The sequence below is a fragment of the Paenibacillus sp. FSL F4-0125 genome (genome assembly GCF_038008565.1).
In the GTDB taxonomy this organism is placed as follows: Bacteria; Bacillota; Bacilli; order Paenibacillales; family Paenibacillaceae; genus Paenibacillus_AQ.
The window spans coordinates 3,280,095-3,301,272 of record NZ_JBBOZJ010000001.1; the positions used below are offsets into that span (position 1 = coordinate 3,280,095).

Sequence of the window (21,178 nt, forward strand, 5' to 3'; positions counted from 1 at the left end):
ATTTGCAAGTGAGAGGGTTTAAGAAGTTGTGATTCCTATTGTCACAATTTCCGCCTTACTTACCGGAAGCGGCAGTGACAGTACATCAGATGTCTTCTCCTCCATGATGTTACTGAGGTACAATTCGGCATTCTCACTGCTATGAATCTTTAGTTCGGATGGTGTGTTGGCGAGATTATACCAACGTGCCATCACATCACTACGATCTTCATTGATTTTTAAATTGGAAAATGCCATACCTTTGCCTTCCCATTCCAGAAAATTGTGGATAGGAGGAAGTACACCTTCATGAATACCGGTCTGAACAGTGGTGACCGGAACAGCAAAACGATAGGCTTCACAGTAGGCAGTAAAGCGGTTGTCATCACCGCCATGTGGGATAAGACTCCACTCTACTTCATTCTCGCCAAGACATTGAGCATCAGGGGTATGGAAGACACCCCAGTCGCCAAGCTCTCCTATGGAACGAAGAAGGGTTAGGGCAATGGTACCTTCATCATCCTGCAACACTTCATACTCATTCAGACCTTTACCGGCTGCGGTCAAGCCGCGACCACCGGTATGTACATCTACGAACGATTGCATATGCTGACAGTTGCTAGGGTTCTCCCATTCAGGTGCAGGTACGGTTTTGCGCTCCGCGACTTCAAAGACGGAATCGGCATAATGAACCGCTGTCTTAACGCCAGACGGTAGCAGAACACGGAGGCGGTGGTCCTTAGCGGTATTATCGATACGAGTATGCACTTGTAAGGAATGACCTTCACGCTCCAGACGGATACGAGTCACAATATTCAAAGGGACAAGCTGCTGCGACCGGACCGACTTCCGCTGCCGGAACTCTACCATAGTTTCTACTTCCTGCTGTAACTGTTCATCGGCTGAGACCGGAACTTCTAGTGTGTGTCTAATTTCAAAAGCAGCACGGTAAGGCGCATTTTCCGTCAGGCGAATTTCAGCAGGTATGCCACGTGTAGTTATGGCTACATCACCTACGGGTTGTTTGAAAATGTATTCATTCCCTATGTCACCTACATCTTCATACACACCAAGACCGCTGTATAGCTGGTCGCTGGTTTTGTCGAACATAGAGAAGCTTCCATCTTGCGCCACACTGACTCGAAGGTATTCATTCTCCATAGTGAAGTCATCGGTGACTAATGTGTCAGATAAAGTCTCCGTTAACTGTGAGTCTTTTGTGGGAATCCAAGCAAAAGCTGCCAGACCTAGGGCAGGAAGCCATTTCGCCTCAAAGGTTAGACGTAAAGCACGCGCCATATAAGGCTGTCTGAATTTATCGTTTGGCAGCTCGTAACCGAAGCGAACCCCAAGATCTTCAGCCGTGCAGTCAATACGGTCTCCTTGGTAGTTGAGCAGGTAGCCTTCGCTGTGTGTTCTGTCAGAGACTTGTTTAAACACAGCACCCGGATCTTCACTTTGATTGAAGAAGCGGTGAGACCATTCTATTTCCAAGGACACTATGTTGCTGCTGCTATAGCCGCTAGTATTGTAAACCACGAACGGTGTGGCATGTTCTCCAAATGATGCGAAGACAGAGGTATCGACCTTATCACTGATGAATTTGGCACTGCCAGCAATGAGGGCTGCTCCAACCTCCATGCTTTTTGCAAAGCGAGTCTTCATCTCATGGTAAACTTCATCTACGCTGCAGCCGCAAATGCTGTCATGCGGATGGTTCTGCATTAGTGTCTTCCAAGCATATTGCAGCAGAGCGTGCGGATAAGGTTTGCCTAATCCTTGTGCTAGAGCGGCTAATGGCTCAGCTATTTTTTCAAGCAAGGTCTGGTTCTGTTGGTTAAGCTGCTTGATATATACCCTTGCTGAAGCCGTATTTACCAGTGAGTACCAGCCATCTGTATGTTGCCCGCGCAGCTCTCCCGTAGTAAGGGTCAGGTCATCGGGAAGCTCATCTTTAACGGCCTTTACATAATCATCATAGTTAGAATGAATGAAATCACAGTCTGGATATAATTCACTCGCAACTCGTAAGGCTTCTGACAAATCAGTTTGGATGGGCTGGTGATCACAACCATTCATGAGAAGTAAGTGCCGGGTGGAAGCGTATTGTCTGGCGCGTGCAAGGCGATGGTCCCAATAACTTTTGGCTGTGTCAGGATCTACAGGGATCTCCATGCCGTTGTTGTACCAATTCGCAAATAGAATACCTAGCACTTTGGAGTCATCAGGAGATTGCCAGATCAGCTCAGAGTATGGAGATTCCAGGCCTGAGGTATCTTCCACACGATTGTTGAACCCAGTGGCTTTTACCCCTCTGCCGAAGACTGCAGTATCGATTCCAGCTTGCTGTAGTAGCTGCGCAGCTTGGCCCATATTACCAAAAGAATCCGGGAAGTAGCCGATCTTAGAGATGGGTCCGAATGTCTTTGCATCACGATGTCCAATTTGCAAGTTACGAACATTTGCTTCACCGCTCGTTAAGAATTCGTCTTGAAGAATGTACCATGGCCCAAGAGAGAGCTTACCTTCATCGCACAGTCTCTGGATCAGCTCACGCTTCTCAGGATAAACCTGCAAATAATCTTCTACAACTATGGTTTGTCCATCTAGATAAAAGCTCTTAAAATCCGGGTCGCATTCAAACGTGTCGATCAAAGAATCTATAGTTTCAATAAGCTTGACATGATGGGCTTCATAGGGCATATACCATTCCCGATCCCAGTGAGTGTGAGAGACGACATGTACAACAGTTTTGCTAGCTCCAGTCAATACGGTTCCTCTTTTCCATTAGATGATGAATGCTACAGCCTAATTATAGTAAATGCATTTTTTGCCACAATGAGTGGATCACAAATTTTTGCGGTGATTATTGTCGATATGCTGTGAAGGGGAGTAATGTTATGAATCGTTTCACTCTGCGTCTGGGTGCATCGTTAAGAAACCGTATAATATTGGTGTTTTTTATGATCATTATTGTGCCGTTTTTAATTTTTGCTTACTTTGCACATATCAAATCAATTGAGGGCATCACGAATACGAATACGAAGATTTCACTGAGCTACCTCCAGCAAGCAACTAAAAATTTTGAGATTTATCTAAATACACTTAATGATCAGGTCAATACTCTAATCGGTAACAAACGTGTGCAAGATCTACTAATTGATCCACCCGCCAATTCTGTTGAAGAAGAGGAGTTCACGGTAAATCTACTTACTGTACTCTATCAGGCCACTCCACAAATCGACGCTTTCCGAGTACGGGTTTATCCTATGAATCCTTCGCTTTATCCTTCTTATATGAATACATTGGGAGAAGCAGTAGATATTACCTCAGAGGATTGGTTTAAGCGTTCTCAAGAAACTGTAGGTCCAATGTGGGAGTTGTTTATGCCAAAGCAGGGCAAATACGGTCGCCCTCTGCTAGGGTATATCAAGCGCTTTTCAGGTCTCTATGACCGAAAGCCCCGAGGTATGGTCGTTACAGAAGTCTCAGAGGATCATTTGAAGCGCTACTTCTCACCCACTGAGCAATTGAAAAATCAGAAACTGTTACTCATGAATCGTGATGGAACCGTTTATTATGATTCTTCTTCTAATGAATGGGCAGGCAGCCGATTCCCTTCGAATTCGTTCGTTTCCCATCTTCAAAAAAATCCGGAGGGCTCACAAACGATCAAGATTGACGGGCATAAGTATCTTACTACATATGTCAGCTTGGACAGTGAGCCTTGGGCGATTGTTAGTCTGACGTTATTGAAGGAACTGACCGGAACGAGTGATGACATGACTCGCTTGTTGATCATTTTCCTGTTCATTTATCTTGTTTGCTGTTTCGCCGTCGTGTTTTACATTACGGTGTATTTCACCCAACCTATCGCCCGTTTAGTAAGACTTATGCGGAGAATGGAGGAGGGGGATTTCCAAACCGAAGCGTTGACTTCGCCAAGAAATGATGAAGTGGGTTGGTTGTATCGGGGCGTCGGTAGCCTTGTCAAACGAATTGACGTGCTGATTCAGGAAGCTTGGCGATCCGAGCGAAAAAAGAAGGCATTGGAATTTCAAGTGCTCAGCCACCAGATCAACCCACATTTTCTCTATAATACACTTGAATCTATTCGTTGGAAGGCAGAAAACCACGGGCGTAGTGACATCAGCGAAATGGTATCTGCATTGGGAAATTTACTTCGGCTGAGTCTGAATCAAGGGAAAGAGATCACTACGCTACGGCGTGAGATAGAGCAAGTAAAAGCCTATGTGCTTATTGAACAGGCTCGAATGGGCAAAACTATCCGAATTCTATATTCCATAGATGAAGAGTTGCTAGATTACCCCTTCCTTCGACTCTTGCTACAGCCTTTAGTAGAGAATGCGATCCAACATAGTGTTCGGAGTGATTTTGAGAAGGGGAAGATCATTATTTCTGCTAGCTGTGAAGATGAGGACATGATCATCGAGATTGCGGATAATGGTAAAGGCATTCCACAAAGTATCATTGACGAACTGGATCATGAGCACCCAGAGGAGGAAATGTATACAGCAACCCGGCGGGGAGTGGGGTTAAGAAATGTGAATGACCGTCTGAGGCTGTATTTTGGGAATGAGTATAAGCTCCAAATTCAGATCGGTGCAGGAGGAGGTACACGCATTTTATTGCGTCATCCTATGAAAGTGGACGAAGAATTATCCAAGACAGATGAGATTCGATAGTAGTCTTATCTAATCCAACAGTACAAATCTTATAAAGTAGCGATTCTTCCGTCTCGGAGAATCGCTACTTTTATTTTCAAACAGTTATTAGCTTATCTTGAGGATCAGGATCAGGATAAAAATGAAACAACAAAGTGCAAGATTGACTCATAGTAAGTGCATATCCACTCTTTTACAATTAACTTATCCAAACAGCGAAAGGGAAATCGATATGAAACTAAATGGAGTGTTCAAGGAACTTTACAAAAATCGCACCTTACTGCTCATGTTCTTACCCGTTGGGGTACTGTTCCTGCTCTTTAACTATCTGCCGCTGGCGGGTCTTGTAATCGCCTTCAAGAATTTTGATTTCTCCAAAGGGATTTTTGGAAGTGATTGGATGGACCCGCTGTTCAGCAACTTTGATTATGTATTTTCATCACCTGTGGCTTTTCGAGCCATTCGAAACACGATTCTTTTGAATGCTCTTTTCATAGCAGTAGGGCTAGTTTTTGAAGTTGGGTTTGCGCTACTGCTGAATGAAATGCGCAATAAGTATTTCAAAAGAATTACGCAATCCTTAACCTTTTTACCGTTCTTTATCTCCTGGATTGTCGTAGGCGTATTCGCTTATAATCTGATGAACTATGAGAATGGAGCGATTAATCGCTTCCTGGAGTACCTACATCTACAACCGGTTGACTTCTACAGTCGGGATGAACTATGGCCGGCGATCTTAACCATTGCTGCCCGTTGGAAGATCACCGGCTATGGCACAATTATATATCTGGCCGCGTTAACCTCTATTGACAGTTCCTATTATGAAGCTGCTTCTATAGACGGAGCGTCGAGATGGCAGCAAATCAGATACATTAGTATACCGATGCTACGTCCAACGATTATTATCCTAACCTTGTTAGCGGTTGGAAGAATTATGAATGCAGATTTCGGAATGTTCTATGCCATGGTAGGTGATGCTTCACTACTCTTCCCGACCACTGATGTTATTGACACTTTCGTCTATCGGAGCTTGCGAAAATCGGGTGATATTGGGATGGCTTCCGCTGCGGGGTTCCTACAGTCCTTTGTTGCTTTCTTCTTAGTGCTTAGCAGCAACTATGCAGCACGGAAGATCGATAAAGACTCAGCGATATTCTAAAGGTCAGTTTTCTAAAGCATACTCTCATTTAACTACTATAAGGAGGTCATCCCACACGATGTCAGCAAGAAAATTTTCGCTCAGCCAATTTTTTATCGCTCTGGTCATCGGCCTTTTCAGCCTAGCATGTCTGTTTCCATTCTTAATGGTGATCTCAGGCTCCCTGAGCACAGAAAAAGATATTATGCAGTACGGCTACTCTTTATGGCCGAAGACGATAACTTTTGACTCATATCGCATCTTGCTTCTTGGCTCTAATCGTATTTTTGAGGCCTATGGGGTTAGTACATTCGTTACCATTGTCGGAACGATTTTATCGTTATTCTTGACGAGCATGGGTGCTTATGTTATGGCAAGACGCTCTTTTAAATATCGGAATATTCTTTCTATCTTTGTCATTATCACTATGCTCTTTAGCGGGGGATTGGTTCCATGGTATATCGTGATCGTCAGATACCTGCACTTGAAAGATACGATCTGGGCGCTAATTCTTCCTTCGCTGGGCAATGCCTTCAATATGTTCCTTATTCGGAACTTTATGCTTTCTATTCCAGAGGATTTGCATGAATCAGCAAAAATGGACGGTGCGGGTGAATTCCGGATCTATTCCAGGTTGATCATGCCACTTGCTCTACCGGTTCTAGCGACCGTTGGTCTTTTCGTAGCTCTTGGGTATTGGAATGACTGGTTCCTCGGATTAATGTTCGTAGATAAGCAAGAGCTTCAACCGCTGCAACTGCTATTACGTACATTGATCTCTAATGTCGATTTCTTGAAGAATTCCGGAAATGCGGCTGCTATGCAGCGGATTTCTGCGCAGATTCCTTCCGAGTCTATCAAAATGGCGCTAACAGTTATAACAATTGGACCTATTATCTTCTTGTATCCATTCCTGCAGCGTTATTTTGTTAAAGGTCTGATGGTTGGGGCAGTTAAAGGTTAACTATGTCGACTTATGTCGTATAGTATAAATTAAAGGTATAAGGGGAGATTAGGATGCGCAAACGCATGGGTAGATTTCAGATCGTCCTGATAGCAATGTTATTGCTTGGACTGATTATGTCTGCATGTAGCTCGGGTGGCGGAAATACTTCGTCCAATGAAGGGAATCAAAGTAAAGACAACACGGGTTCTAACACTGAAACCGCAAAAGGTGAAGATGAGGTTACGCTCAAATTCTATTTTGGCGGGGATAAAAAAGCAGCAACAGACGAGGTTTGGTCCAAGATCAGCGATTACGTGAAATCTAAAGGCCTAAACGTTAAGTTCTCAGTGAATTTCATTCCTTTTGGCGACTTTAAGGAAAAGATGCTCGTTATGGCCGCATCCGGGGATAACTGGGATATGAACTTTGATGGAGATTGGCTCTCCTATAAGCAAATGGCTGCTAAAGGTTCTTACATGGCTTTGAATGATTTGCTGCCTAAGTATGCACCTAATCTCGAGAAGAAATATCTAGAACAAGGAACTTTAGGAGCAGCAACTGTTAACGGACAAATCGTAGGGCTTCCATGGACAATGAAAATGAATGAACGTAAATTTGCAGGATGGCGTTCCGATCTGGCCGAGAAAGCAGGCATTAACATCGCACCAGATTCCATTAAAACGATTGAAGATGTCGACAATCTGCTTCGTGAGCTGAAAAAGGCTTATCCGAACGAGAAGCTGTCCCGCACTACACCGTTATCCTTATATTTTATCCGCGATGAATGGGTGGATCTCAACTTCCATGGTCTGGGTTTCTATTTAAATGATCCAAGTATTAAGATTCAAGCGGTTGAACAACAGCCGTTCTTCCTCGAAGCTTCTCTTCTGGCGAAGAAATGGTATGACGATAAACTGATCAACAGAGATGCCATGATTGATAAAGAAGGTGCGGAAGATCAGTGGAGAAACGGTAAACTGCTCTTTACCGTAACATCGCACGAATGGGCGTATGCAGATCCAGGGTTCTCCGATGCTTCTTACAAACAAGGAATGTCACTCATGTACCCTGACAAGAAATATGTTAACCGTACAGCACTTGCTAACGTAGTAGCGATCAATGTAAACTCCAAGCACCCAGACCGGGTTCTGCGTTTCCTCGATATGGTAGAGACTGACCATACGCTGTATGATCTGTTGCAATACGGTATTGAGGGCAAAACCTATGTCCTTAATGGTGAAGCTGCAGATTACCCAGAAGGTATGCAGTCATCTACAAGTAATTACATGGAGTGGGGTGGACAATGGGCGTTCTGGAAACCACAATTCATGCGTCCAACTACAACCTATGCTAAAGATTTCTGGGTGAAGGAAGCCGATTTCGCAAATCAATCTTACAATGTGAATTCACCGATTGATGGTCTGTTTATTGCCGAAGATGCTATGAAGAATGAATTAGCTAAACGCGATCAAGCCACCGATGAGATCAGCAGACCGATTGAATACGGGATGGTGAAGGATGTTAACAAAGCAGTTAGCGATTATGTAGAGACTCAAAAGAAAAACGGACTAGACAAAATTATTTCCGAAACTCAGAAGCAAATAGACGCTTATCTTGCTGCCAAAAAATAAGGTTCACGGCAAAGGGGAAGCCGCCGTAATAGGCTGGCTTCCCCTTTTTTAAGGAAATAATAAATAAAATCCTTGGAGGTGCGTTACTTGCGTACACATCAATCCTGCTCACAGCTTAAAGTACAGCTATCGCGGATACTGGCAATTCTACTCTTTGTATCTTGTATTCAATTTCCGCTAAGCACAGCGAAGGCAGCTTCAGATGCCGTGCATATCAGCTTTGGAGAAATACCTACAGAGGATGGTCTTATTGCTAGAGCTGGAGACTCACCAGTTGGATTGAAGACTGGAACAGTTTCTGGGGCTACTTATTGGGAGACTGCTAAGGATCAAGGAACTAGTTACATCTATCTAGATGTAGATGATGATTTCTTGTATAGCAGTGATGATTACGATGTGGATGTTACTGTTGATTATTATGATGAGGGCAGTGGGAAATTCCTGCTGCAGTACGATGCACAGTCTTCAGCGTTTAAGGATGGAGAAGTGTTTCAGTATGGCGACGCTAAGACTTGGAAAAGTAAAACATTCACCTTAAAAGATGTCCGCTTCGCGAACGGTACCAACAATGCGGATATGCGGCTTAGCGTCGAGGGTGGAGGGATTGATGCTGTTAATAAGGATTTAAAGGTTGCTTCAATCACGATTACCAAGAAGTTGAAAGCGGATACACAAAATGCCGTAAGTATCAAGCTGGGGAATCAAGTTGTATCAGACGGAATTACGGCATCACCAGGGGATGGACCTGCAACGGGATTACAATCGGGTATTCTGGACGGTAAAGATTATTGGCGGACCAATCAGTCCGTGAGCGTAAGTGATCCGGGGCAGAATATTCTTTATTTCTATTTTAATGTAGATAATGACTATTTATTTCAGAACAAAACGCAAGATGTATTCGTTACGGTAGAATATTATGATCGCGGTAACGGAAGCATGGTGCTGCAGTATGATACGGAATCAGCACCATTCAAAGATGCTCCATTGTACACTTACAAGAATACGAACAGTTGGAAGACGTATACCTTCAAATTAAGCGATGCTAATTTTGCGAATGGTACGAATGGTGCGGACTTTCGAATTGGCGTAAGTGGAGCAGGGGCTCCGGCCAATAATCCTGAGCTCTATCTCTCTTCGGTGACCATTAACAAAACACTGAGAACTGCTGTAGATGCACAGACTAAAGTATATCCCACTAATTACACAACACAGGATGTTGTGATTGCGGACAGTAATGTGAAGGATTTTGGTGCTAAAGGTGATGGTATAAAAAATGATACGCAGGCTTTTCAAGATGCATTAAATGCAGCGGGCAATCGTGGAGGGGGCGTTGTTTTTGCTCCAGAGGGACATTACAGAATTAACGGGAATCTAATTGTTCCTACTGGAGTTACGCTTCGCGGAGATTGGATAAGCCCTGATGATGTTAACAAGGAAGTGAAAGGGACCATTCTTGACGCTTACGGCGGTAAGGGAGATGAAGAAGCGCCTAGCTTCATTCAGCTATCTCCTTCCAGTGGAGTAACCAATCTATCGGTTTGGTACCCAGAACAATCAGCTATAACGCCGATTGTATATCCATGGACGTTTGAGCAGCTTTCTGGCGATAGTGCAACGATTCAGAATGTGACGTTAGTGAATGCTTATAAGGGGATCAAAATCGGACCGATCTGGAATGAGCTTCATTTCATTAAAAATGTATATGGCACGGTTTTAAATACAGGGATTTTCCTCGATTTCACGACGGATATCGGACGTATAGAGCATCTTCGTCTAGCTCCTGATTACTGGTCAGGCTCAGGGCTAGCTGGAGCTCCTCAGAAGAATGTGCTGACAGAGTATCTTGTTACTCATGCCGAGGGGATTGTTATGGGGCGCTCGGACTGGGAATACATGTCAGATGTTTTCTTATCCGGCTTCAAGAGAGGTCTTCGAATGACGACTCGAACAGGCAGCTTAGAAACTGCAAATGCGCAGCTCTATAAAATCAATATTGAGAACAGTGAGACAGCTCTCAAAATTGAAGGTGTTAATGATTATGGCTTGCTGATCTCTGATAGCAGCTTCAAGGCGGATGCGGGAGAGAATCCGGTAGCTATCCACACTACATCCGGCTTTAGATCCATCGTCCAATTTAATAAAGTAACCGTAGGTGGAAATCCCCATCAAGCGGTTCTTAATGAAGGGACAGGTGTACTTTCTTTCGAGAACAGCAATTTTGAGAATTGGGATGACCAATCTGGCGGATATGCGATCACAGCAAAGGCCGGTTCACTTATCCTTGGTCAATCCACTTTTGCCAAACCGACAAACCATGTTTTATTACAAGGAACTGCGTCGGAAGTGAATTCAATCAATTCCGGGTATCAAGGCGAGTTACAGGTACAAGATGAAAGCGATGCTGCTGAGCTGAATATTCATAAGGATGAGAAATACAATCTGGAGACGTTGCCCGAGGTGGCTTCTCTTGATTTGACTCAACAACCAAAACCTACAACTGAGAAATTATTCAATGTTACAGATCAGCCTTATGGAGCAAATAAAAGCGGGCAAAGCGACGTTTCGTCTATTCTACAGCAGGCGTTAAATGATGCGAAGCTAGCTGGAGGAGGCACTGTATATTTACCAGCTGGGATCTACCGTGTGAATTCGGCAATTACGGTACCAAGTGGTGTTGAGCTGCGGGGATCTTGGGATGTGCCTCACCATACAATTGGTGGTGGAACAGTACTATTCACCAATTATGGTGAGAATGCTCCGGAAGGTACACCACTGATTACACTTGAGGCTTCTTCCGGGGTCAGAGGCTTGTCAGTATACTATGATCAGCAGAATTGGAATACTGTGAAGCCTTATTCTTGGACGATTCAAGGAAAAGGTCATGGCGTATACGCTATCAATACTACTTTAATCAATTCTTATCAAGGCATCGACTTTGGCAGCTATGACACCAGTGGACATTATATTGATTATGTTGCAGGTTCACCTTTAAAAGAAGGGATATACATCGGTGGCGGTGCAGAGGGTGGCATGGTTCGCAATGTTCAATTCAATCCTCATTATTATGGAAGAAATAATTACCCGAATCATCCGGCAAATGATGCTGACTTCGAGAAGGTGTGGAACTACCAGAAGGATAATCTGGATGCTTTTCGCGTAGGACATGTGAAGCAGGAGACCATCTTTAATACATTTGTGTATGGGTCCATGTACGGTATACATTTCGAGGAGCAGAATGGTTCTGGTCCTGAAGCCATTGTAATCGGTCACGGAACAGACGGAAGTAAGAAAGGGGCGGTGATTGAGAGTGCAGGACCTGCAGGGCTGTCTCTAATTAATACCGAGCTCGTATCCATGAGCACCTCCGATAAAGTTTATGTAGTCGTAGGAGAAGACTTCGATTCCAAGGTAACGCTATTCAACACATCTATGTGGGGAGATACAACTCGATCGATCGATGTTCACGCTGGAAAGGTTCGAATTCAGCAAGCTAACTTTACAACTGTTGGAGAGCGGGGAATTAATGCTCTAGGCGGGGATACTGCGCTGTATAACTCCTACTTACAGCAGCCACGTACCACTCATGTCTATGCTGGACCTGATATTGATAAACTGGTGATTTCGAACAACATCTTTAAGGGCGGCATGCAGTTTGTGAACGAAGCTGTAAATAAAGTGTCTGGCACCAATTTGGTCCCGGTAGCACTGGGTCTTAAGAGAACCCCATTTCATGCCGACGAACCGGAAAAAGCAAACAGCGTACTTACCGTGACTAACTTGACAAGTGTGCAGGCGCTGAGTGGACGTATTGAATTGTTACAGCCCGCCATTTATGCGGGCAAGTTCAAGCCTGTTCGTTTCAAAGAAATTGCGCTAGGGCAGTCGTTGGATATTGCTCTACCCTTCTTATCGAGTGATACACTGAAATACCGTGTTACGTTAGATGATGGCTATACTTACACTACCTCCGTCCGATTAGCACAGTCCTTTGCTGAGTTGCATGGAGTGGAATTGGCGGTTGCTCCGACCATTACTTTGTCGAGTATCGACCAATATTCCAGTGTCGGTGGGCAATGGAAAGGCACAGACGATCTTAGTGCTGGGGCTAAAGTAAATTGGGATGCACAGAATTTGTACACAACCATTGATGTTCAGGATGATGTGCATACACAGAGCTGGAATGGCGGCGATATTTGGCAAGGTGATAGTGTACAGCTTGGTATAGATCTGTCCAAGAAGGACGGTTCAGCCAGCAAAAATGTGAGTGAGCTAGGGTTTGCCTTAAACAACCAAGGCAATGTCAGCAAATGGAGATGGAGAGCACCAGAGGGAGTGCAGACTGGAGCTCTGAATAATGTTCAAGCGGATATCACTCGCGACGAAACTAATCATCGAACGACCTATAAATTGACGCTTCCGTTTAGCGAACTGCATAAATCAGGTTATACATTCTCATCATCTGATGTAATAGGTTTTACGGTATTAATCAATGAGAATGATGGAGCAGGACGTTCAGGCTTTATGGAATACAATCAAGGGATTGGCTCCAGTAAGGATGCTACACTGTATGGTGAACTGATCCTGCTGAATCAAGATTATTTAGAGCTACTTTCACAATCTGCCACGGCACAAGTCGCTCAAGCCGAGCTTCATAAAGATGTTACACGGCAAGATGCTGCAGCTAATTTTGTAAGTCTGTTACCTGAAGGGGCGGTGAAGACGGCTTTGACTGCGAGATTGGCAGCTATCGTTGCACCGGTTAATCCAGATCCCGAGAAGCCAACGCCAAGTCCAGGAAGAAATACGCCAGCACCAGTTCCAGCAGCTACCCCTAAGACTAGCAGCAGCGTTACTATCTCTTCTAGAGCTGATGGGGTAGTGGAGGTAAAGACATTACCGGTACTTGATTCTCTATCGCATACGGCTAAGTCTCTGATAACAGTAGAAGAGCTTACCAGTGCATTCGCTCAAGCAAGAACGGACAAGAATGGAGTAAAACAGGTGTCCGTTCAGGTAACAGCAGTTAATGGTGCTACAGGGTACGGTATTGAACTGCCTTCATCATTCGTAGCGAGTGGTTTGGCAAATCAAACACTCGAGCTTGTACTGCCAACAGGTTCACTTTACTTGCCTGGCAACCTGCTGGCGTCTATTAGCAAAGAGCTTGATTCTACAGTCACTTTCTATCTGCGAGATGCAGACCGCTCGAAATGGAGTAAAGAAATACAAGATAAGCTAGGTAATCTTCCAGCGGTTGAGTTGTCAATCTTATCAGGAGGGAAAACACTTTCTTGGAGTGATAAGAATTCCTTACTAACATTAGTGATTCCCTATAAACTACCTGCAAGCGATGTTACTAAAGCTACTGATGTTGGTATCTTACAAATCCTCCGAGATATGAAGACTAAGGCTATATCCAGTGCAAAATATAACGACGGTGTCGTTGTTTTCAAGGTGCAGGATACAGGCCAATATGCAGTTTCATTGAGCGCCCGAATCTTCGCAGATTTAGGGAGCGTACCTTGGGCACAGGATGCTATAGAACAACTGGCTGCTAAAGGGATCATTCAAGGCGTTTCAAGCACAGCCTTTAATCCGGGCGCACCTATTAAACGGGCTGACTTTGTGAAGCTACTTGTGGACACATTGGGTCTAAGCGCTTCACAAGTAGCGCCTTTCAGTGATGTGGAGCAAAGCGCTTACTATGCCGAAGCAATTGAAACAGCCAAAGCACTAGGGATTGCCACTGGAGTCGGGACAGACAGATTTCTGCCAGATGCAATTATTAGTCGGGAAGATGCGGCAGTCTTCATTGCCCGCGCCTTGAAGATCAAAGAGCTACCTCTAGTGCGTGCAGGAGAAATCAAGCTAAGCGACTTCAAAGATGAGAGCCGTATTTCCGGCTATGCTCGTACTAGCATGAGTGGTCTGGTAGAAGCGGGGTTCCTGCAAGGCAGTGGCGCCATTCTGAATCCAGACGGCAAGCTAACACGTGCGGAGACTGCAGTTCTTCTGTATCGGATTTATAAGTTGAAGTGACTTTCATAAGGACTTTTGATCAATAAAAGGCGTCCCAAGCTGTCGTTTAACGGCAGTCTAGGATGTCTTTTTTTGCTCTATACCTTACTACAACCAGTAAGAGGATAGAAATGGGATGGAAAGTTTAATAACGTCCCGTTTGGAAGTGTTGAGGATTGCATTAAAATAAAAGCGACACATAAGGGGATGGTGAAATCATGACAAAAATAACAGGCGTAAAATGCATCCGCACCAGACACGATGGAAGCTGGACCATTGTAAAAGTAATGACGGATCAGGACGGTTTGTATGGAATTGGTTCTGCCTCTGATCTGTACAATCCTGAGGCTGTAGTTCAAGTAGTTGAACAATTGCTTGCTCCACTGTTGAAGGGACGCGATCCGGCCAATATTGAAGACCTCTGGCACCTCATGCATATGAGTGGATATTGGAGAAATGGTTCGATTCTAAATACAGCAATTGGTGGTATTGATATGGCCTTGTGGGATATCAAAGGTAAAGAAGCGGGCTTGCCAGTCTATCAGCTACTGGGCGGTGCCTGCCGTTCGGCGGTCCCTTGTTATGGCCATGCTGGTGGTACTGATATCACAGAACTCAAGGAAGATGTCTATAAATTCATAGAAGAAGGTTACACCGTGATCCGCGTCCAGATGGGAGGATACGGAGGGGGCGGTTTTGTTAGCGGCAAGGAAGCGAAGCTACCTGTACACCCTTGGTGTAGTGGTCCTGTATTTGATGAGCATGCTTATCTGAATACCATTCCTGACATGTTCGAGAAGCTTCGTGTGGAATTTGGATCCGGCATTCAGTTCACTCATGATGTTCATGAGCACCTCTCGCCTATACATGCGATTCAACTCTCCAAACGTCTAGAGCCTTACGGGCTTTTTTACTTAGAGGATGCAATAGCACCGGAACAGATTGGTTGGTACCGTCAGCTTCGGCAGCAAAGTGCAACACCGCAGGCTGTGGGTGAGTTATTTGTGAACCCGCAGGAATGGACAGGGCTTATGCAGGAGAAACTGATTGATTTTATTCGGGTTCGGGTCTCTAAGGCCGGTGGCATTAGTGCATGTCGTAAAATAGCTGCACTGGGTGAAATCTACGGTGTCCGCACAGCTTGGCAAGAAGGTGGAGAAAATGATCCAGTTAACCAGGCAGCTGCAGTACATCTGGATATGGCGGTCTGGAACTTCGGTATTCAGGAAATCAATCATTTCGTGGAGAAGGAGTTAGAAGCTTTTCCAGGACATATCATCAGACAAGGTGGATATCTGTACCCCTCCGATAAACCTGGACTTGGTATTGATATCGATGAAGTGCAGGCTAAATCTCTTCTCAGTGAACAATGGAATTCTAGTCTATATCATCGGCCTTATCCTCTGGACCGCAAAGCGGACGGAACATTAGTGCGCCCTTAGATTACTGCAAGAAAATAACCGCAGATAAAGGAGGTATTTGAAATGAAGACCATTGCTGTTACTGGTGGAGGGGGCAAACTCGGCTCTCAAGTAATTGGGATGCTCCAAGAGCAGAATTATGATGTCGTGTCATTAGATAATCATCTGTCAGATCGAATCCGTTGTAAACAGATCAAGGTTGATCTAAATGATTTTGGACAAGTGGTGGGATCGCTTGAAGGCGTAGATGCTATCGTACATTTGGCAGCGATACCCGCTCCGATTCATTATCCGCACTCTTATATTTACGCAAATAATACGGTGGCAGGGTATCATGTGCTGGAGGCAGCTTCCCTATTAGGGATTCGAAAAGTAGTAATGGGCTCAAGTGAGTCCTCTTATGGATTTGCTTGGGCTCCACAACCATTCTCACCGCACTATTTTCCGGTAGACGAAGATCATCCACAGCTACCGCAAGAATGTTATGGTCTCTCCAAGGTTGTCAATGAACTGACTGCCGAAATGTTTAACCGGAGAAACGGAATGCAGGTGACCTCTCTTCGATTCTCGATGATTACTGGTCCGGGAGATTATCGACATTTAGCGATAGCTAAGCCGGAGACATTCAAACATATTTTATGGAGTTATATTGATATTCGGGATGCAGTGACTGCTTGTATTGCTGCTCTTCATGCTGAACTTAATGGAGCCATCCACCTGAACATAACTGGAGATGATACATTAAGTGACCGAAATACGGAAGAGCTGCTGAGAAGTTTTTACCCTGAAGTAGGAGACTTGCGTAAGCCATTCCTAAATACAGAGGCCATTGTTAGTAATGCATTAGCAAAAAAACTCCTGTCTTGGAAACCTAAGTTCTCTTGGTCAAATGCAGAATTAGAATAGCATCTATCAAAAACATACTTCAGGAGGTCTTATCATGACTAACAACAATCAAAATTTACAAATCGAAACCTCAAAGAGAACATCCTTGAATCCTGTAATCACATCCATCTACACTGCAGACCCATCAGCTCATGTCTGGAATGATGGAAAGATTTATATTTACGCGTCTCATGATATGGACCCAGCCAGAGGGTGTGATCTTATGGACAGGTATCACGTATTCTCCTCTGATGACATGGTCAATTGGTTGGATGAAGGTGAAATCCTTAGTTCGGACGATGTGACTTGGGGTAGACCTGAAGGCGGTTTTATGTGGGCTCCAGACTGTGCGTACAAGAACGGAACCTACTACTTTTATTATCCTCATCCGAGTGACTCGAATTGGAATGATTCGTGGAAAATTGGGGTAGCGACGAGTAAGAAGCCAGCAAGTGGCTTTACGGATCAGGGATATATTCCGGGCCTTGGCGGGTTCGCTTTAATCGATCCTTGTGTGTTAGTGGACGAAGATGACCGCGCTTATATGTATTACGGTGGAGGTAGTACATGTCTTGGCGGGGAACTGGATGAGGATATGCTGTCTCTGAAGAATGGGATGACTGAAATGGAAGGTTTACAAGATTTTCATGAAGCAGCCTGGGTATTCAAAAGAAATGATCTGTATTATCTGACCTATGCGGATAACTTAGAAGACAACAACCGAATGAGATATGCAACTAGCGAGAATCCGCTTGGACCGTGGACGTACAGAGGAATCTTTCTGGAGCCGACTGGCTGTTCAACAACGCACGGTTCTGTGGTGGAGTTTAAGGGCAAATGGTATTTGTTCTATCATAATCAAGCTATTTCCGGGGAAGGCAATTTGCGTAGCGTATGTATTGATTATCTTGAATTTAATGAAGACGGTACGATCAAAACTGTAGTTCAGACCAAAGAGGGGGTCTTATCGATTGGACCTGCTCCGGAAGTAAGTCCTAATCTTAAGTCATATCAAGCTGCGGGTGGTATCGTTTTTGGAGGAGCAAAAATACAGACGCTGGAATCGGGTCAGCAGGTGGTGAGCGGATTGCATACTGAGGACGCCTACATCATCTTCAATCATGTGGATGGAGGAGAGGGTGGTAGAGCTTCCATTGAACTTCATTATGGTACGAGTGAACGACTGGCAAAAGTGAATTTATGCGTCAATGATAAGGATTACTCACTCCTTAATGCTCTCTCTACAGGTGAATCTCAAGAATTCAGTGGACGGACGAATATTACAGTCTATTTATTGCCGGGTGCTATCAATACGCTAAAAATCTCGGGCGGTCATGGAGAGATCAGTTTAGAAAAAATAACTGTGAGTCCAGTTTTGGACTAAAATAGATAACTGCAAGCTGTGTAATAAACCTTTCTGAATAGTAAACAATTAAGGTTGGCTATACTATGATATCCGCGCTATGCGCGGTTTTTTTTGTTTTGTTACAATGAAGACTTCCTCCAGACCAATATAATTATATTAATAAAGTTAATTATTATATATATTCCAGTTTTCCAATGTACTATAATGATAAAGATGAATTGTTAGGATGTTATTAGAGAAATGAAGATTTCAAGAAACAACCTATAGAATTGAACAACAGGAGGAAATAAGTTGAGCACACAGAATGTGGGAATTCCATTAGAAGGTTTTGCAGAATTTAGCCGGACAGTAGCCGCTGAAGGTGCGGTGCTGATCAAGAACGATAATCAGGTGCTTCCGCTTGGCGAAAGCGATAATGTTGCGATTTTCGGCAGATCCCAAGTGAATTATTATCGCAGTGGTACAGGTTCCGGCGGTAGTGTCCATGTTACTTATACGACTAATTTATTGGATGGTCTTCGTAGTAAGAAGAATCTTACAGTTAATGAAGAACTGGCAGCTGTCTATGAGAAATGGATTGAACAGAATCCGTTTGATAATGGTGGAGGCGCATGGGCTGCAGAGCCTTGGCATCAGAAGGAAATGATTCTGAGCGATGAATTGGTTTCCGAGGCTAGAAGCAAATCGAACAAGGCCATCCTTGTAATCGGTCGCACGGCTGGAGAAGATCAGGATAATGCTGATGCACCGGGAAGTTACCAATTAACGAATGATGAAAAGGCAATGCTGAAGCAGGTAACTACATATTTTGAACAAACCATCGTTGTCCTGAATGTCTCAAACATTATTGATATGAACTGGATGAACGATGAAAGCTATAAATATCCGATTTCAACTGTCATCTATTCCTGGCAGGGTGGTATGGAAGGCGGCAATGCAATTGCAGATGTACTGTCTGGTGAGGTAACTCCAAGCGGCAAACTGACAGATACAATCGCTTATTCCATCAATGATTACCCATCTACACAGAATTATGGGAATGAATTTACGAACTTGTATCAAGAAGATATCTATGTAGGATATCGTTATTTTGAGACATTTTGCCCGGAAAAGGTTCAATTTGAATTTGGTTACGGGTTATCTTATACAACTTTTAGTATCGAGCCGGAAGAAGCTACATTGATTACCAAAGAAGGCGAGACTTACATTGAAATCGGCGTAACCGTTACCAATACAGGAACTGCCTTTGCTGGTAAAGAGGTTGTTCAGGTTTATTATGAAGCTCCGCAAGGTAAGCTTGGTAAACCGGCGAAAGCTCTGGTGTCATTCGGTAAGACAAAAGTTCTTGAACCGGGTGAAGCACAGCGCCTTACCGTGAGTTTCTCTGTACATTCGATGGCTTCTTATGATGACGCAGGCGTGACAGGACATGCCTCTGCTTATGTGCTTGAAGAAGGCACGTACCGCTTGTATGTGGGAACTAGTGTTAAACAAGTGGTGGCAATCGGTGTTGAGGGTAACGACGGCTATGTCGTTGAAGCTCTTCAAGTTGTGGAGCAATTGCAAGAAGCTCTCGCGCCTACAGAAAGCTTTACGAGAATGATGCCAGGCGCTCAGAAGGCGGACGGCTCGTACGAGATTGTTTATGTTGAAGTTCCTAAACGTAAGATTTCGATGGCTGAGCGAATTGAAACTAATCTTCCAGAGACGATTTCACAAACAGGTAATTTAGGATACAAATTAAGAGACGTATATGAACAAAAAATTAGTATGGAAGCCTTTATTGCCCAGCTCAGTGATGAGGACTTGGCAGCCATTGTACGGGGCGAAGGCATGAGCAGTCCTTTAGTTACACCGGGCACAGCTTCTGCATTTGGAGGCGTGAGTGACAGTTTATTTAATCTAGGAATTCCGGTTGCATGTACAGCAGATGGTCCTTCAGGGATCCGTATGGATAGCGGAGCTAAGGCAACTCAGGTTGCTATCGGAACGCTTCTTGCAGCTACTTGGAATGCGGAATTGGTAGAAGAGCTTTATGTCATGGAAGGTCAAGAATTGTTAAGAAACAACGTGGATTCCTTGCTTGGACCTGGTCTTAATATCCGCCGCAGTCCACTTAATGGGCGTAACTTTGAGTATTTTTCAGAAGATCCATTGATCTCTGGCGTGTTTGCCGCTGCATGTACTCGCGGTATTTTGAAAGGCGGATCAACCGCTACGATGAAACACTTTGCTTGTAATAATCAGGAGAAGCATCGTAGCAAAGTTAACGCAGTGGTATCTGAACGTGCGCTTCGTGAAATTTACTTGAAAGGCTTTGAAATCGCGGTGAAGCAAGGCGGTTCGAATTCTATTATGACCTCTTATAATCCAGTTAACGGACATTGGGCGGCTTCTAATTATGATTTGAACACCACGATTCTTCGCGGGGAATGGGGCTTTAAAGGGATTGTAATGACTGACTGGTGGGCGATCATGAATGATGTCGTTAATGGCGGACCAGCAGACCGGAAATTTACAAACTGGATGGTTCGTGCACAAAATGACCTCTACATGGTTGTTGCTAACTATGGTGCGGAAATTAACGGATGGAATGACAATACCATTGAATCCTTGGAAAATGGTACGTTAACACGTGGAGAGCTCCAACGCTCTGCCATAAACATCTGTGAGTTTATTATGAATGCACCTGTATTCTCGAGAAAACAGGAAATTGTAGAAACAGTAGAGTCCTTCAAAGCTAATCCTTCTCTTACTGTAGAACAAGCTCAATCCTTATCACAGAATCCACAGGTTAAACCTGTCGTAGAAGGATCGACTAGCTTTAAAGTGGAACAGGCTGGTCAATACCGTATCCTGGTGCATATCATGTCAACAGAACCTGAATTGGCTCAAAGTGCTTGTAATGTGACTGTGAATGATCAGTTGATGACAACCATTCAAACGAATGGAACCGAAGGTCAATGGATTAAACAAAAGCTCGTGAAAGTTGAACTCGAAGCCGGTCTATATGATATGAAATTGGAATTCATCAAACCAGGTTTACAGATCGACTGGATCGAATTTAATAAAATCGATTAAATGTATGTGTAAATGTTGAATGGATCGT

At 44.2% G+C, this 21,178-nt stretch carries 10 protein-coding genes; 9 read left to right on the plus strand and 1 reads right to left on the minus strand.

Translation table 11 applies throughout. The features are described 5' to 3' along the window. Positions 1–18 precede the first annotated feature (18 nt). A complete protein-coding gene (locus NST74_RS14465; protein ID WP_341112756.1) occupies positions 19–2,748 on the minus strand; it encodes an alpha-mannosidase in 2,730 nt (909 codons plus the stop codon). Between the two features lie 131 nt (positions 2,749–2,879). Between NST74_RS14465 and NST74_RS14470 the strand changes: the two genes are divergently transcribed. The 9 genes from NST74_RS14470 to NST74_RS14510 all read left to right on the plus strand — a co-directional run bounded on the left by NST74_RS14470 (position 2,880) and on the right by NST74_RS14510 (position 21,150). After that, positions 2,880–4,685 carry a cache domain-containing sensor histidine kinase gene (locus NST74_RS14470; protein WP_341112759.1) on the plus strand — a complete coding sequence of 602 codons (1,806 nt, stop codon included), beginning with the start codon at positions 2,880–2,882 and terminating at the stop codon, positions 4,683–4,685. Between the two features lie 211 nt (positions 4,686–4,896). After that, a complete protein-coding gene (locus tag NST74_RS14475; protein WP_341112761.1) occupies positions 4,897–5,823 on the plus strand; it encodes an ABC transporter permease in 927 nt (308 codons plus the stop codon). 58 nt (positions 5,824–5,881) lie between these two features. Further along, positions 5,882–6,766 carry a carbohydrate ABC transporter permease gene (locus tag NST74_RS14480; protein WP_341112764.1) on the plus strand — a complete coding sequence of 295 codons (885 nt, stop codon included), beginning with the start codon at positions 5,882–5,884 and terminating at the stop codon, positions 6,764–6,766. Positions 6,767–6,819: 53 nt separating this feature from the next. After that, complete coding sequence (locus tag NST74_RS14485) at positions 6,820–8,379, plus strand: extracellular solute-binding protein (RefSeq protein WP_341112765.1); 1,560 nt, start codon at positions 6,820–6,822, stop codon at positions 8,377–8,379. Positions 8,380–8,466: 87 nt separating this feature from the next. Then, positions 8,467–14,418 (plus strand): glycosyl hydrolase family 28-related protein, encoded by a 5,952-nt coding sequence (locus NST74_RS14490; RefSeq protein ID WP_341112766.1) that lies wholly within the window; start codon positions 8,467–8,469, stop codon positions 14,416–14,418. 197 nt (positions 14,419–14,615) lie between these two features. Next, the gene (locus NST74_RS14495; protein WP_341112768.1) at positions 14,616–15,839 is read left to right on the plus strand and encodes an enolase C-terminal domain-like protein; all 1,224 of its coding nucleotides are present in this window, start codon (positions 14,616–14,618) and stop codon (positions 15,837–15,839) included. A 42-nt stretch (positions 15,840–15,881) separates the two neighbouring features. Continuing rightward, the gene (locus NST74_RS14500; RefSeq protein ID WP_341112770.1) at positions 15,882–16,724 is read left to right on the plus strand and encodes an NAD-dependent epimerase/dehydratase family protein; all 843 of its coding nucleotides are present in this window, start codon (positions 15,882–15,884) and stop codon (positions 16,722–16,724) included. Between the two features lie 34 nt (positions 16,725–16,758). Continuing rightward, positions 16,759–18,087 (plus strand): family 43 glycosylhydrolase, encoded by a 1,329-nt coding sequence (locus NST74_RS14505; protein ID WP_341112772.1) that lies wholly within the window; start codon positions 16,759–16,761, stop codon positions 18,085–18,087. Positions 18,088–18,360: 273 nt separating this feature from the next. Then, entirely contained in the window at positions 18,361–21,150 is a 2,790-nt protein-coding gene (locus tag NST74_RS14510) for a glycoside hydrolase family 3 C-terminal domain-containing protein (RefSeq protein ID WP_341112774.1), read from the plus strand. The last annotated feature ends 28 nt before the right edge of the window (positions 21,151–21,178 follow it).